General features: G+C 57.5%; 11 protein-coding genes and 1 pseudogene. 1 reads left to right on the top strand and 11 read right to left on the bottom strand.

Annotation, left to right across the window (positions count from 1 at the left end; translation table 11 throughout):
* Positions 1–181: 181 nt before the first annotated feature.
* From istB to ACOERD_RS23920, 10 genes and pseudogenes are all read right to left on the bottom strand, one after another.
* Positions 182–913 (bottom strand): IS21-like element helper ATPase IstB, encoded by a 732-nt coding sequence (gene istB / locus ACOERD_RS23875; RefSeq protein WP_419737606.1) that lies wholly within the window; start codon positions 911–913, stop codon positions 182–184.
* Positions 900–2,408 carry an IS21 family transposase gene (gene istA / locus ACOERD_RS23880; protein WP_419737605.1) on the bottom strand — a complete coding sequence of 503 codons (1,509 nt, stop codon included), beginning with the start codon at positions 2,406–2,408 and terminating at the stop codon, positions 900–902. Before istA ends, istB begins: the two co-directional genes overlap by 14 nt.
* 112 nt (positions 2,409–2,520) lie before the next feature.
* Positions 2,521–2,724, bottom strand: a pseudogene (locus tag ACOERD_RS23885) (SulP family inorganic anion transporter); the annotation flags it as partial.
* Between the two features lie 23 nt (positions 2,725–2,747).
* Complete coding sequence (locus ACOERD_RS23890; protein WP_419740710.1) at positions 2,748–4,427, bottom strand: TIGR01244 family sulfur transferase; 1,680 nt, start codon at positions 4,425–4,427, stop codon at positions 2,748–2,750.
* 21 nt (positions 4,428–4,448) lie between these two features.
* On the bottom strand, positions 4,449–5,333 hold the full coding sequence (locus ACOERD_RS23895) for an MBL fold metallo-hydrolase (RefSeq protein WP_419740711.1): 885 nt from the start codon (positions 5,331–5,333) through the stop codon (positions 4,449–4,451).
* A 24-nt stretch (positions 5,334–5,357) separates the two neighbouring features.
* Positions 5,358–5,795 (bottom strand): DUF6691 family protein, encoded by a 438-nt coding sequence (locus ACOERD_RS23900; protein ID WP_419740712.1) that lies wholly within the window; start codon positions 5,793–5,795, stop codon positions 5,358–5,360.
* A 3-nt stretch (positions 5,796–5,798) separates the two neighbouring features.
* Entirely contained in the window at positions 5,799–6,233 is a 435-nt protein-coding gene (locus ACOERD_RS23905) for a YeeE/YedE family protein (RefSeq protein WP_419740713.1), read from the bottom strand.
* A complete protein-coding gene (locus ACOERD_RS23910; protein ID WP_419740714.1) occupies positions 6,233–6,442 on the bottom strand; it encodes a YgaP family membrane protein in 210 nt (69 codons plus the stop codon). The genes ACOERD_RS23905 and ACOERD_RS23910 overlap by 1 nt, the downstream gene beginning before the upstream one ends.
* 102 nt (positions 6,443–6,544) lie before the next feature.
* Complete coding sequence (locus tag ACOERD_RS23915; protein WP_170681106.1) at positions 6,545–7,219, bottom strand: Crp/Fnr family transcriptional regulator; 675 nt, start codon at positions 7,217–7,219, stop codon at positions 6,545–6,547.
* A gap of 72 nt (positions 7,220–7,291) precedes the next feature.
* Positions 7,292–7,864, bottom strand: coding sequence for a recombinase family protein (locus ACOERD_RS23920; protein WP_419738674.1), 573 nt, complete (start codon positions 7,862–7,864; stop codon positions 7,292–7,294).
* Between the two features lie 195 nt (positions 7,865–8,059).
* Here ACOERD_RS23920 and ACOERD_RS23925 point away from each other — a divergent pair, with 195 nt between their 5' ends.
* Positions 8,060–10,966 carry a Tn3 family transposase gene (locus tag ACOERD_RS23925; RefSeq protein WP_419739318.1) on the top strand — a complete coding sequence of 969 codons (2,907 nt, stop codon included), beginning with the start codon at positions 8,060–8,062 and terminating at the stop codon, positions 10,964–10,966.
* Positions 10,967–11,273: 307 nt separating this feature from the next.
* Here ACOERD_RS23925 and ACOERD_RS23930 read toward each other — a convergent pair whose 3' ends face one another.
* Complete coding sequence (locus tag ACOERD_RS23930; RefSeq protein ID WP_419737624.1) at positions 11,274–13,016, bottom strand: IS1634 family transposase; 1,743 nt, start codon at positions 13,014–13,016, stop codon at positions 11,274–11,276.
* Positions 13,017–13,138 lie beyond the last annotated feature (122 nt).

Consider the following 13,138-nt stretch of genomic DNA (forward strand, 5'->3'; position numbering starts at 1 on the left):
TGAATAATGACCCCCCATCGGCGTCCAAATTTGCCCCCCTTGGAGCTAAGAGGGGCGTTGAGGGGGTCGTGTTTAGGTTGATTCAGGAGGGGGTGGACAGCAGGTCAAACCGAAAAGAGAGCGTAGCTCGACTGAAGGTTTGACCTGCTGTCTGTTTTGAATTTATTCCCCGATTTCGAGGTTAGTCGCGGTGGTTAATTCGCCAGCTTTCGTTCCCGGTTTCGATGATATCGCAATGGTGTGTCAGTCGATCCAGGAGAGCAGTGGTCATTTTGGCATCTGTGAACACACTCGGCCATTCAGCAAATGCGAGGTTGGTTGTTAGCAGAATAGACGTTCGCTCGTACAGTTTGCTGATGAGATGGAAGAGTAATCGTCCACCAGACTCTGCGAACGGCAGATAACCGAGTTCGTCTATAATCACGAGGTCGACGCGGATCAGCTGCTCGCTGAGCCGCCCGGCGTTGCCTTCGCGATGTTCAGCCTCCAGCTTGTTCGCGAGATCCACAGCGCTGAAGAACCTGACCCGCCGGCGGTTATTGACCGCGTGGCCCCCGATCGCTGTTGCGAGATGCGTTTTGCCCGATCCGGTTCCACCGACCAGCACGCCATTCCTGGCCTGGTCCATAAAATCGCCGTCATGAAGATTGCGCACGACTTCCTCGTTGACGGGGCTGACCGTGAAGTCGAACTCAGGTAAGGACTTGCAGACCGGGAACTTTGCGGCACCCATCTGATACCGGATCGAGCGCGCAGTCTTTTCGGCCAGTTCGGCCGTGAGGAGTTCGGCCACGACCTGTTGGGGCCGCCAGTTGTTTTTGGCTGCGGCCTGCATCACTTCGTCAAAGCAGTTGACGATGCCTGGCAACTTCAGTTGACGGGCAAGTTCGAGAATTTCCTTACGCAGTTGCATGGGAGCCTCCAAGCCTGTCATAGCGAGCGCAATCCGCGATCGGTGCCATTTTCAGCTGCAGGTGGGCAGGCGGCTCAATCGCCTTTGGCGGCGGGGGATTGGTGCGCCGAGAGACAATGTTCAGGATCGCATCGGCCTTGCGCAGGCCAGATTTTAGAGCTTCTTCGCAGGCAGCCTCGACCACATCAATGTCGTGCTGGTAAGCAGCGAAAAGAATATCGGCAAGTTGCCGGTCTCCGTCGGATGTGCCCCGCAGATGGGTCCAGATCTGCGTCATTGCCGGTGGTAGGTCCCAGTCACGGAACGGTGCTCCATTGCGCAGAGCGCCAGGCTTGCGCTTGAGGACGGGCACATAGTGCCAAGGGTTGAAGATCGTTTTTCCTCGGCCGAAGCACCGTTCGTGCTCTCCGACAATCTCACCGTCTTGGCGCAGGACAATCCGCGTGGCGTAGACCTGCAACTGGACCTGACGTCCAACAGCTCTTGCCTCAACGCTGTATTTGTTTCTTTCGAAGTTGATCAGGCAGGTTCGGCTCACGGCGACCGTCTTTTCACGGAACCCGACGAAGGGCTTCTGCAGATGCGTCAGCAGCGGCTTTTCCTGCTGGAACTCCTCCCAGACCGTCACCTCCAGGTTTTCCGGATGCCGCAGTTCTTTTGCGCGTTTGATCGCGTCTTTTTGCAGCCGGGCATTCAATTCATCGAAGTCGGCCACCTCCAGACGCGGTGTAAAACTATAGGCGCGGCTCTCCTTGACCAGATTCTCAACCTGACCCTTCTCCCAACCGGCCGCGCGCGTACAGGCGATCGGGTTCACCAGATGATGAGAACACATCCGGGAGAATGCCTTGTTGAACTTTCTTTCCTTGCCCGACAGGATCGCATCGACGGCGGTCGTCATGTTATCGTAGATCCCGTTGATGCAGCCTCCACCAAAGAATTTGAAGGCCTCGTCGTGGGCATCAAAGACCATCTCCTGCGTCTCGCGCGGATAGGCAATGGAGAATGGCATGCGGCTATGGCAAAGTTTGAAATGGGCAACCTTCACGGTCGTGAGTGCACCGTCCATCAAAACCGTCTCCACACTCCAGTCGAACTGGTACGCCTCCCCAGGATCAAAGATCAGCGGGATGAACGCCTGCGCCTGTTGTCGGCCGTGCGCAATGCGCCAATTCTTTGTGTAGCGTCGAACACTGTCATACCCGCCGCCAAAACCATCATCGGAGAGTTCCTTCCAGATTTTGGTCATCCGCTTGCGGTGTTTCTTCGGAAGCGCCTCGTTCTCCTCAAGCGTTTCATCCAGACGCGCGCGCCAAGGCCCGAGCACCGGGTATGGCTGCGATTTGCGCTCATATTTGAACTCCGTCACTCCCGATCGGATTATCTTTCGAACCGTTGCACGGCTCAAATTGAGCGAACGGCAAATTTCCTTGATGCTCTTTTTTTCGATCAGGTGTAAGCGACGCACTTTTCTAATAGTTTCCACGCAAATCATCCCGCTTGCCTCTCCATCGACTGCTCAATGAAAAGGATGTCTACAACCATAGGGAGGGGTCAAATTTGGACGCCGATTTCCCCGCTTAGGGGGTCAAAATTGCACGCTTTTCTACAGCATAAAGCACAATCGGAACAATCGACGCGTAGATGCCAGCCTCGGGCGGCAATCCCGCCAACAGAGCGTAGGCAAGCGATTGCGGGATCAACATAATCGTCACGATCAAGGCCGCAATCAGGTCGTTGGAAAATGAGCCGCGCGTATAATTCCGGCCCCAATCCAGAACGGGGACCAATCGGCGAAGGTGGTTGATCATCTGAGGTCTTCCGATGCGCAGGACTATTCCGGGACCACGCTCAGTTTTTCAGGATGCGCCATCCATTCCTTGCCACGCAGCATTGCCTTCCAATAGACCGGCGGCAGCACGCTTTCCTTCAGAAACCACGCCAAACGACTGGGTTTTGTGCCATCTAACAGAAAGCGGGGAAAACTAGGCTTGAGTGCTCCGCCATAACCGAACTCTGCCAAAACGATCTTGCCGCGCTCGACGGTCAGCGGGCACGAGCCATAGCCGTCATATTGCGCCATAGCAGACCGACCTGCGATGTCAGCCACGATGTTATCCGCCACGGTGGGCGCCTGCTTACGTGCTGCCGCCGCTGTTTTAGCGTTCGGTGCATTCATCACATCGCCCAGGGACCAGATATTGTCATAGCTTTTGTGCCTTAGCGTGGCCTGATCGACATCGACCCACCCAGCCGCATCTGCAAGCGGTGACACCCGCACGAAATCCGGAGCGGTCTGCGGTGGACAGACATGGATCATGTCGAATCCCACTTCGACCCTGCGCGGCTCATTGTCTGGTTGGGTCACCTCGAACACCGCCGTCTTTGCGGGTCCGTCGATGGCAAAGAGATTGTGGAAGAAGTTCAGCGAGGCGTCGTATTTTTTAACATAGTCCTCCAGCGCCGGGACATAGTCCTTGACGCCGAACAGCACTCCGCCCGCGTTCATGAACTGGATGTCAATGTCGTTCAAAACGCCCCGCCGAGACCAGGCGTCGCCGGATAGGTACATGGCCTTTTGCGGCGCACCGGCACATTTGATTGGCATCGGAGGCTGGGTAAAAATTGCCCTGCCCTTTTGCATCTCACGCACTAACTGCCACGTATATGGGGCAAGATCATAGCGATAGTTCGAGGTTACGCCGTTGCGGCCAAGAGTTTCCTCTAACCCCTCGACCTTGCCCCAATCCAGCTTCAGACCCGGGCAGACGACAAGTCGGTCATACTTCACCACTCGGCAAGCATCCAAAACGACTGCGTTGCTTTCCGGCTCAAACGCGGCGACAGCCGCCTTGATCCAATGCACGCCTTTGGGGATCAGACTGCCCATGGTCTTGGCCGTCGTCTGGGCATCAAAGATACCGCCGCCCACCATGGTCCAACCGGGCTGATAGTAGTGAACATCTGCTGGATCAATGACGGCAATATCCAGATCGGGTTGCCGCGATTTTAGACTGGCAGCGACCGAGATACCCCCTGCCCCCGCGCCGACAATAACAACCTGAAAATGGGCGTCGCCCGTATCTGTTGGGGTCTTGCCGCCATTTGCGATCCGGCGGGCCACGCCGTTCATGTCGTAGCCCGCTGTCTTGGTGGCTGTCAGGATTTCGGCAATCGGTCGTTTTATAGCCTCATGAAAAGACCATAGCGTGGCCGAGCGTGTCCCGGTGCGACAATAGGCAAACACCGGGCGTTGCAGGTCCTCAAGCGCTGTGCCAAACGCCTCTACATCCCCATCTTTCACCATTCCTGATTGCACGGGAACATAGCGGGCCTCGATCCCTGCGGCCTTGGCTGCGGCGGCGATTTCTTTGAATGAGGGTTGATCCACCCCTTCGCCATCCGGCCGGTTACAGATTATCGCGCGGAAACCCTGCGCAGCGATTGTCCCGACATCCTCGACCGAGATCTGAGGGCTGACGGCGAATTTGGGTGATAACGTGCGAAACTCCATCTCTGTTCTCCTTCTGGCCTGTCAGAGGGCGTTTACAGGCACTTTGAGCATCGGGTTGCCGTCGGGATCCTTGGGCACCTCGCCTGCTCTCATATTGACCTGCAGTGAAGGGATAATGAGGTTTGGCATTGCCAGCGTTGCATCACGTTCGGTGCGGAACTTGACGAATTCTTCTTTCGTCTTGCCGCCGCCAACATGGATATTGTGGGTCTTTTCCTCGGCTACGCTGGTTTCCCAGGCAATGTCGCGCCCGTTCGGCCCATAGTCGTGGCACATGAACAAACGCGTTTCATCCGGCAATGCCAGGACTTTCTGGATCGAGTCATATAGAACACCCGCGTCGCCGCCCGGAAAATCGGCCCGGGCAGAGCCGCCGTCGGGCATGAACAACGTATCCCCAACAAAGGCCGCATCACCCATGACATGAACCATGCAGGCTGGCGTGTGTCCGGGCGTGTACATGGCGTAGGCCTGCATATTCCCAATCATATAGGTGTCGCCATCTTCGAACAGCGCATCGAATTGCGAGCCGTCACGTTGAAACTCGGTCCCTTCGTTGAAGACCTTGCCGAACGTGTCCTGCACCACGGTGATCTTGGAGCCGACCCCGATCTTGCCCCCAAGTTTTTCCTGAATATACGGCGCGGCGGACAGATGATCGGCATGCACATGGGTTTCGATAATCCACTCCAGCTGCAGGCCCTTGTCGATCACAGTCCGGATCAGTTCATCCGCGTGGTCGAAAGTGATACGCCCGGCCGCGTAGTCGATATCCATGACACTGTCGACGATCGCGCAAGCGCTCGAATCCGGGTCTTTCACGATGTAGCTGATCGTGTTCGTTGCAGCGTCAAAGAACGCAAATACGTCTGGCTTGATCGCCATGTTTACGGGGTAAGTGGCCATATCTTGTCTCCTCCGGGTCTAATTTCAGGTACGTGTTTGCCAATCAGGAGCCAGCGCCGCCTGCAGGGCTTTGGCGAGGGCAATGCCCACAACCAAGGCACCGACGAAGGCGAAGACCTCCCAGCGACCCGTGCCCAGTGCGGGCAATGCGCCACCCGGGCAGAATCCGGCGATGCCCCAACCGACACCGAACAAGGCAGACCCACCGACGAGCTTGGCGTCGATCTTTCGCGCCGATGGCAAATCAAACGCAGGTTCAAGCACGGGCGCGGCGCGGCCGAAGACCATCTTGTAGCCGACAAAGGTTGTTATCAGCGCGCCTCCCATGACAAAGATCAGGGACGGGTCCCAGGCACCAAACAGGTCGAAGAAATTCAGCACCTTGGCTGGGTTCGCCATGCCGGAAAGCGAGATTCCGACACCGAAGACCAGACCGATCAGATAGGTTGCGATAAGTTTCAAGCTTTATCCTCCGAAAACGTGGCGTGTGACGAAAACGGTGGCAAAGGCGAACAGCATGAACGTTGCTGTGGCTGCGATCGAGCGAACGCTTAGCCTGGCCATTCCACACACGCCATGGCCCGAGGTGCAGCCCCCACCCAGGGTCACGCCGACACCGACAATCACTCCGCCCAGAACAAACGCGGCAGTGGAGACTGGCACCTGTACCTGAGGCATCTGCCCAGACATCAACCACACCACCAAGGGGCTGGTCGCCATGCCGGCCAGCAACGCAGCGCGCCAAGCAAAATCACTGGACGATGCCGGCCGCAATAGCCCGGCCAAAACACCGGTTGCCCCCATCATGCGCCCAATCAGCAACATCAGCAGAACCGAGGCCGCTCCAATCAGAACGCCGCCTGTCAGCGACGCCCAAGGGGTAAAAGCCGTCTCGATCATCAGCAGTCCTGACAGGTATTGAGGCCAATGATGCGGTAAAGGGGACAGTTGCCGACAAAGGCCGTGAGGGTGAACACACCCGCCACGATCAATGCCAGCCAGAACAGGAGTCCGGCCCCCAGCACGCTCGTGCCCAAAGCCATGTATAGAAGCATAGCAGCAATCAGAATGCGCAATGCGCAGTCAAGTTTGCCCATATTTGTGGTCATGTCACACTCCATCGGGAATCGATGAAATGACAATTGCACAGCGCAGCTCACAGCTTTGGTGACATGGTCACCAAACTGCCGAAGCAAATACAAAGTTTGTATTCAGACCTCGGGCGTCGCCGATCTTGCCAAGCGTTCCAGCCCCTCGCGGTCGGTCAGGCAGACTTCGCCACGCGATTGTTCCACCCAGCCACGGCGTTGGAATTCAGCCAAAGTACGCGAGATCACTTCGCGCGCCGTGCCAAGCTCTGTACCCAACACTGCATGCGTTGCGTGTACGGTTTCGCCTACCCCTGCCAGCTCTAGCAACCGAGAAGCCAGCCGTACGTCCATACGCTTGAACACGATATCGTCGATCAAAGTAAAGAGATCGGTGATCCGGCGTGAGTAAGCTGAAAAGACGAACTCGCGAAACACAGGGGATTTTGCAACCAGATCGTCGAACGTTTGGCGCGGGATAGCCACCGCTGAAACGTCTGTCTCGGCAATGCCGTCGGCGGAATAGTCTTCAAAAGCCAGCATACATGCCGTGGTCAGCACACAGCTTTCACCGGCGTGAACACGGTAGAGGAACACCTCGCGCCCGGTCTCAGATTTCTGCTGAACCCGGACGGTTCCCTCCAGCAGAAGCAATAGGTTGTCAGCCGTTTGGCCAGGCGCGAATATCTGCGTGCCAGCGGGAACGTTGACGATCTGACTGCCGCTGATGAGGTCGGCGCGCACAGTATCCGGTAAGCGGCTGAGACCTTTGAACTTATCAATCCAAGAGTGTTGCATAGCCGAAAATCCTACCATTTTGCTTGCCGCAGCAATTGTGGGGTCGATTACGGCTCAGTGATAAATCGTACGCTAAGCGCTCTGGTCTCTCTGCAATGTGCGATAGACGGTAGCCCTTGAAACGGAGAATATCTCGGCGAGATCGCTGATCGAATGGTCTCCGGTTTTGTGCATCTTGTGAAGCTCTTTCTGTTGTTTTTCAGTTAGTTTTGGCTTCTTTCCTCGCATTTTCCCCTTTGCCTTGGCGATGGCCATGCCTTCACGGGTGCGCATTTTGAGCAGATCTGCCTCGAACTCGGCGAATGTGGCGACGATGTTGAAAAACATCTTCCCCATCGGGTCACTGGGATCGTAGATAGCTGCTCCCAGGGCAAGTTTCACGCCTTTAGCTTCGAGTTGATCGCTGATGGCCCGAACATCCGGAACAGATCGGGCAAGACGATCGAGCTTCGTCACGACCAGAGTGTCGCCTTTTCGCACGGCGGCCAGCGCTTGTTCAAGTCCGGGCCGCTCCCGATTGGTGCCGGTCAATCCGTGATCCGTGTAGATGCGGTCCTTGCGAACCCCGAGGTCACTCAACGCTTGCCGCTGCGCGGTCAAGTCCTGACTGTAGGTCGAGCAGCGCGCATATCCGATTTTTTCCATTGCTCGACTGTACGTTTGAACCCCCTTCACTGCAACTTTTATCGGACGGGTTATTTGCGACACTCTGAGACCTTGTTTTCATGGGTGCGGATTCCGAGGTCTGAGTTGTGCGCTGAAGGTAGGTCTATCGAACAGGCAAAAACATAACGAAGGCCCGGGATCTGACCCTCAACACTCTCTCTGAAAAGGTAACACATGGCCCATAGAACTGTTCTGACGAAACGTCAGCGTGATACTCTCTTCGACCTGCCCACTGACCGGGCATCGCTGGAATACCACTACACGCTCGCAGACGATGACATCGCGTACATCAAAACGCGCAGGCGCGCGCAAAACCAGATCGGCTTTGCGCTCCAGCTTTGCGCGTTGCGATATCCTGGACGTCTTCTGAAACCGGGAGAGGTGATCCCGGAAGCCGTATCCAATTACATCGCAGCCCAACTCGGGCTGAAACCTGAAGATCTCTTGCCCTACGCTGTCCGCGATGTAACCCGTCGAGAACATCTCGGTGCCTTGCGCAAAATCTACGGCTACAAGCCGTTCGCTGGCAAGCGCGCGAAGCAGATGCAGTCCTGGCTCGGTCAGCAGGCCGAGGCCGCCGAAACCGGCGAAGGGCTGGTGCGGGTCTTTGTGGAGGAATGCCGAAACCGGCAGATCATTCTGCCGGGGATCACGACCATTGAGCGGCTGTGCGCCGATGCCCTTGTGGCGGCCGAGCGGCGGATTGAGGGCCGGATTGCCGCGCGCCTGGACAGCCGGATGCGCCGCCGCCTAAATGATCTGCTGGGCGCGGCGGAGAACGGCTGGCAGAGTGTGTTCTTGTGGCTGCGCGGTTTCGAGGTTGGCAAGAACACGGCCGATATGAACCGCCTGCTTGATCGGGTGGACGCCCTCAAGGCAATTGAGCTATCGCCTGACGTCCTCAATGACATCCCGCCACACCGGATCAAAATCCTGCGCCGCCAGGGCGAGCGGTACTTCACGGGCGGCCTGCAGGACATCAGCGGCAATCGTCGCCTTGCCATTCTGGCCACCTGCGTGGTGGAGTGGTCGGCCTCCATCGCAGATACCGTTGTCGACACCCATGACCGGATCGTAGTCAAGATGTGGCGGGAGGCGAAGAAACTCAGCACGCTACACTTCGAACAGGCGCAGGCAGATATCGCCAACACACTGGTCGGGTTCCAATCATTGGGAACGACCTTGCTGATGGCCCGGGGCGATGAGGCGGCCCTGCGCGGTGCCGTCGATGCATCCTGCTCATGGGATGGATTGGAAACACTCGTGGCGATGGCGACCCAGTTGATCAAGCCCGCCATGGCCGAGCCAATGGATCACATCGAAAAGGCTATTCACTGTTTCAAACTCTATGGCAAACGCATGTTGAGAGCGCTGGATATCAGGGGTGCCACCGTGGCCCAACCGCTGCTCGACGCTGCGACGGTCATCCGGGAAGACGCAGATATCCCGACCAAATCCCGGGCCTTTCTTCCAGCCCGCTCAAAGTGGGACAAACAGCTGCGCAAGCCGGAAACCAACGAGCAGCGGCTTTGGATCGTGGCGGTGATGTGCCGCTTGCAAGAAGCCTTCCGGTCCAACGATATCTGGCTGGATCATGCCCGCCGATATGCCGATGACAGGAAAGTCCTGGTGCCGCTGGAAGCGGCGAAGACGATGCCAGGTCTTGATCTTCCGCTGGATCCCGAGGTCTGGCTTGAGGATCGCAAGCATCGGTTGCAGGTTGGTCTGGAGCGGCTTGCGGAGGCTGTCAGGGACGGCACCCTTCCCAACGGCCTCATCGAAGCCGGTGAGTTGCGCATTGAACGCCTCAAGGCGGATGTTCCGGCGGAAGCTGCCGATCTGGTTCTCGATCTCTATCGGCGCCTGCCCCCTGCGAAAATCACCGATATCCTTCAGGACGTGGCCGAAGCCACAGGCTTCACGGACGCGTTCACCCATCTGCGCACAGGCGCACCGTGCAAGGACATCATCGGACTGCTGACCGTGCTTCTCGGTGAGGGCTTGAACGTTGGTCTGAGCAAGATGGCCGCCGCGACCGCCGACCATGAGTATTCCCAGCTCTCCCGTCTGTCGCGTTGGCATGTCGAAAGCGATGCGATCAACGAGGCGCTGGCCATCGTTCTCGACGCGCAGTCCAGGCTTCCCATGGCCCAATACTGGGGTTCGGGTCAGACCTCATCCAGCGACGGGCAGTTCTTCCCGACCACGCGCCAGGGCGAAGCAATGAATCTCATCAACGCCAAGTACGACACGCATGTTCCGGGGCTGAAAGCCTACGCCCATGTGTCCGACCTGTACGGGCCGTACTGGATCAATTCGATCCCGGCCACTGTGAACGAGGCACCATATATTCTGGACGGATTGTGCCTGAGCGAGATCGGCAAGAAGATCAAGGAGCACTACGCCGACACGGGTGGGTTCACTGATCTCGTATTCGCCGCCTGCGCGCTGCTGGGCTATCGCTTCATTCCCCGGATCCGCGATCTGAAATCCAAGCGGTTCTACGTCTTCGATCGTAAAAGCGTTCCCAAGGAACTCAAGTGCCTGGTCGGGGGCAAGGTCCGGGAACAAACCTTCATCGACAACTGGGGCGATGTGCTGAGATGCACGGCCACGATGCGGTCCGGGAAGGTACCGCCAAGCCAGCTGCTGAAGCGATTGTCAGCCCGGCCGCGCAAGAACGATTTGGCCATCGCGATGCGGGAAATCGGACAGATCGAACGGACACTGTTCATCATCGAATGGACCCTTGATATGGACATGCAGCGCCGCTCTACTGTCGGGCTCAATAAAGGCGAAGCGCACCATGCGCTGAAGAATGCCTTGTGGATCGGCCGTCGGGGCGAGATCCGCGATCGGACCACGGAAAGCCAGCATTTCCGCCTGGCTTGCCTCAATCTGCTCACGGCGATCATCATATTCTGGAATACGGACCAGATCGGCAAAGCCATCCTGCAGCGGCAAAGCGAAGGCCTGGACACGCCCGAACACCTGCTCAGGCACATATCGCCCTTGGGATGGGAGCACATTCTGCTCATAGGTCAGTACATCTGGCGAGAAATGAGGCACAAAATCGCTTAGCGTACGATTTATCACTGTCCCGTAATCGACCCCTTGATCGCGAGTTGGGCCTGCATACGACGGTTGTCGGTAGCCCAACACGATCAAGCCCCGTGACATCCGCGATACGCGTGATGCCAAAAACTGGAAACAGGTCCCGCAAAAGCTCAACCGTCTGCTTGGGCGAGCGAATGCGATGTGTCCCATCAAAGTATTCCTGACTTCCGACATTTTTTCGTATAAGTCATTGATATTATTATGCCTTGGTTGCCAAAAGGCACTACACGGACTTTTTTCGCCAGCGATTGTTTCGGAGTGTTGAGGGAGCTCAGGCTTTGGTCTGGCCAGTTTTTCGGGTGCGCCCGGGGGGTATCTTGAAAGGGGCTTCGTTCCAGGTCAGGCCGACGCAGGTGAGGATGCGTCTGGCATCGACCGTGGCATGGCTTGGCATGCCGTAGCGGTCAGGGGTGCCTTTGTGGCGCAGGATCGAGAGCTGCAATGCGTTCAACTCGTTGCGGATACGAGCCGGGCTCATCGGGTGTCCGAGCAGGTCCAGATGCTTGCGCAGGTGCTGCAGGCAGCAGAAGGCCATGTAGCAGATGGCGATATGGGCCCGGACCCGACGCGGCGACCAGTGATAGATGGGCCGGATTTTCAGATCGTGCTTGTTGGTGCGGAAGCAGGCTTCGATCTCCCACAACTGGTGATAGCGGGCAATGACGTCCTGTGCCTCCAGTTCGTCCGCACCATGAACAACAATGGCATGCAGCCCGTCCCATTGTGCCGCTGCCTTGATCTTTGCATCATCCAGCGTGACGTCCCCGCTGTCGGGGAAGGCCAGGAAGCGGCCATATCCCCGGCTGCTGAAGCTGCCGGGTTTGCGAGAGCGCTTGAGCTTCTTGTGCAGCTTTTCGATTGCCTTGTCGCGCTTGTGGGCATCATTGCGTGCCCGGGTGGGTGACCAGGTCACAATGACCCGCGCTCCCTCCTGGTCGATCACCTTGTACCAGCCCTTCTCGGTTGCCTCTTCAGAACCGTGTCCAGCCCAAGGCTGGCGTCCCTCCGGGCTCAAAATGTTCGCCTTCACGGCGGCCGGGGCGGACTTCATGCGATAGCCGAGGATGTAGGGCAGACCCTTGTTCTGCAACATCTGCTGGTTGTCCTTGCTGAGCATGGCGGCATCGGCCACGAACGTGACCCTGGCCACGTCGAAGCGTCCCTCCAACGCCTTCAGCGCAGCTTCCAGCGTATGACCTTCCCAGGTGTTTCCCGGGAAGAGTTCATAGCCCACAGGCAGCCCATCGGAGGTGACGATCAGCGCCAGCATGACCTGAGCGCGGTGATGCTTGCCATCCTTGCTGAAGCCCTTGGCCAGAAGATGATCCTGCTCGACCCCGTCCGCATCCTCGGCCGGGTCCTCGCGCTCGGTGTCAAAGGCCAGGGTCGTGCAATCGTAGAACAGCACGGTCACTGGCCCGCCCAGCAACTTCTCTGCCGCCGCGTGAGAGGTTTTGCAAATCCCGTCTATCACCGGCGTATTGATGTAATCCATGCTCCGATAGACCACGTCCAGATTGAGCGTGATGCCTGCCTGGTTCTCCAACGCCTCCACGGTCGCGCGCTTGCTCTCGGGCTGTGCGATCCGCGCCATAACCAGCTCTTTCACAATGCGATTGGCACTTTTACGCGCCGCCCCCAGAAGGGCCCCCCAACCCAGTTGGTCATACATCGTCCCCATGACATCCCGCAGACCCAGAGAGACCCGCGCCTCCTCACGGCACTCGGCAAGATCAACGCCAAGCTTGTCCGGCCGCGGAGCGCGGCGCACCAGCGCCTGCAGATCGGCATATTCCGTGGGCGTGAACAGTTCCATTTGCGGCGAGCGATCAATGCGTAATTGCTCCATCAAGCGGCCCGCCAGACGCTTGATATCCTCAATCTCGCTGTCGTTATGGGCCACACCCACATGGCGCAGGATCTTCTGGCGTACCTTGGAGCCGGTGCGGACGGATTCAACGATCTGGATCCGTGTGCGGTTGAGCTTTGCGTCATGTTTGGTGCGGATGAACATGGGCGAAGAGGTTAGCCATCTGAAGGCCCATGTCAATACTTTTTATAATAATGGGGCACTACAACGCGCCTCTGAGCAACCACACCTGAAAACAAACCAAAAACCCAGTCAGATCAACAAAA

The organism is Ruegeria sp., assembly GCF_965199275.1.
Taxonomy (GTDB): Bacteria; Pseudomonadota; Alphaproteobacteria; order Rhodobacterales; family Rhodobacteraceae; genus Ruegeria.

What these genes read in the sequence shown, in the direction of transcription:
- istB (WP_419737606.1), bottom strand. Translation starts at nt 913, where the DNA reads ATGCAACTGCGTAAGGAAATTCTCGAACTTGCCCGTCAACTGAAGTTG.
- istA (WP_419737605.1), bottom strand. Translation starts at nt 2,408, where the DNA reads ATGATTTGCGTGGAAACTATTAGAAAAGTGCGTCGCTTACACCTGATC.
- ACOERD_RS23890 (WP_419740710.1), bottom strand. Translation starts at nt 4,427, where the DNA reads ATGGAGTTTCGCACGTTATCACCCAAATTCGCCGTCAGCCCTCAGATC.
- ACOERD_RS23895 (WP_419740711.1), bottom strand. Translation starts at nt 5,333, where the DNA reads ATGGCCACTTACCCCGTAAACATGGCGATCAAGCCAGACGTATTTGCG.
- ACOERD_RS23905 (WP_419740713.1), bottom strand. Translation starts at nt 6,233, where the DNA reads ATGATCGAGACGGCTTTTACCCCTTGGGCGTCGCTGACAGGCGGCGTT.
- ACOERD_RS23910 (WP_419740714.1), bottom strand. Translation starts at nt 6,442, where the DNA reads ATGACCACAAATATGGGCAAACTTGACTGCGCATTGCGCATTCTGATT.
- ACOERD_RS23915 (WP_170681106.1), bottom strand. Translation starts at nt 7,219, where the DNA reads ATGCAACACTCTTGGATTGATAAGTTCAAAGGTCTCAGCCGCTTACCG.
- ACOERD_RS23920 (WP_419738674.1), bottom strand. Translation starts at nt 7,864, where the DNA reads ATGGAAAAAATCGGATATGCGCGCTGCTCGACCTACAGTCAGGACTTG.
- ACOERD_RS23925 (WP_419739318.1), top strand. Translation starts at nt 8,060, where the DNA reads ATGGCCCATAGAACTGTTCTGACGAAACGTCAGCGTGATACTCTCTTC.
- ACOERD_RS23930 (WP_419737624.1), bottom strand. Translation starts at nt 13,016, where the DNA reads ATGTTCATCCGCACCAAACATGACGCAAAGCTCAACCGCACACGGATC.